General features: G+C 53.9%; 1 protein-coding gene and 1 pseudogene. Both read right to left on the bottom strand.

What is annotated here, in order from left to right:
- Positions 1-110, bottom strand: a pseudogene (locus tag GRP75_RS30770) (DUF1349 domain-containing protein); the annotation flags it as partial.
- Positions 111-464: 354 nt separating this feature from the next.
- On the bottom strand, positions 465-1,023 hold a 559-nt coding region (locus GRP75_RS27870; protein ID WP_160790993.1), incomplete at its 5' end, for an NADPH-dependent F420 reductase.

Below are 1,023 nucleotides of genomic sequence, written 5' to 3'. Positions count from 1 at the left end.
TCTATTGGAGGATCGATATGGAGGTCTTGATCTGGAGTGGTAATGTCCCAGCGGGTAAACGTAGCCTCGAAGCCCTCACGAGTGGGTGAACAAGTATAAGGACCGGCTTGCTGTCAAGCACTGATCTTTTGGCTGATCCAAGAGGCTGTACCAAAATAGACACCAAAAAAAGAGCGGGCTATCTTTTCGATAACCTGCTCTTTTTCTTGATTTTTAGCCTTGCGCCTTAACTTAATGACATTGGTTTAATGGCACGCCTTTTTATGCACCTATTGTCATTGAATAGTCCTTTATGTTGAACGAACAATCGTTAAGCATTATTACATGATACATATTTCGAGTGGTATCCGGCGAGTCTAGCGGCCATGATGCACCCGCGCAGAAGCACTAACTGAATCTCGGTCAGATCACCAGCACGCGTTTGGCTATGCGCGTAGCGGCTGTGACTTTGTTGTGACGCGCCGCTATTTGAACTTGACGAGATCCTGGAAGATCAGTTCAGCCCAGGTATTGCCCCTGGCCTGGACGAGCGAGCCGCCATCCTTGAGCGGTCCTAGCGCAATCGGCGCGAAACCGAGTTGTTCGGCCAGAACCGCGACCGGCGCCACCGCATTTTCGTCGTCGCTTGACAAAAACACGACGCGGCTGCCGCCATTCACGCTCGGATCAGCGGCCAGAACGGCAGCGGGCAGATGGTTAAAGCCCTTTACGAACCTGGCGCCGGTAAACGCTTTGGCGACAACTGCGGACGACGGCTGACCATCCAGGTCTTCAACGGGAGCATTTGTATTTGTCGCGTCGATGATCGTCTTGCCCTGCCAGGTTGTGATCTGCTTCGCGACTTCGCGATGTTCCCAAAACGGAACCGCCAGGAAGATCGTGTCGGACGCGATTGCATCCTGCAGCGTCCTAGGGACAACGGTGGGGCCGATCGCTCGTGCCTGCTGCATCAACGTCACGGGAGGGCGCCGGCTGGCGACAGTCACATCGATGTTCTTTCTTGCAAATGCTCGGGCGAGTGCT

The sequence above is a fragment of the Paenibacillus sp. OT2-17 genome (genome assembly GCF_009827695.1).
GTDB lineage: Bacteria > Bacillota > Bacilli > Paenibacillales > Paenibacillaceae > Paenibacillus > Paenibacillus polymyxa_B.
This window is presented reverse-complemented; position numbering and strand designations above follow the sequence as displayed.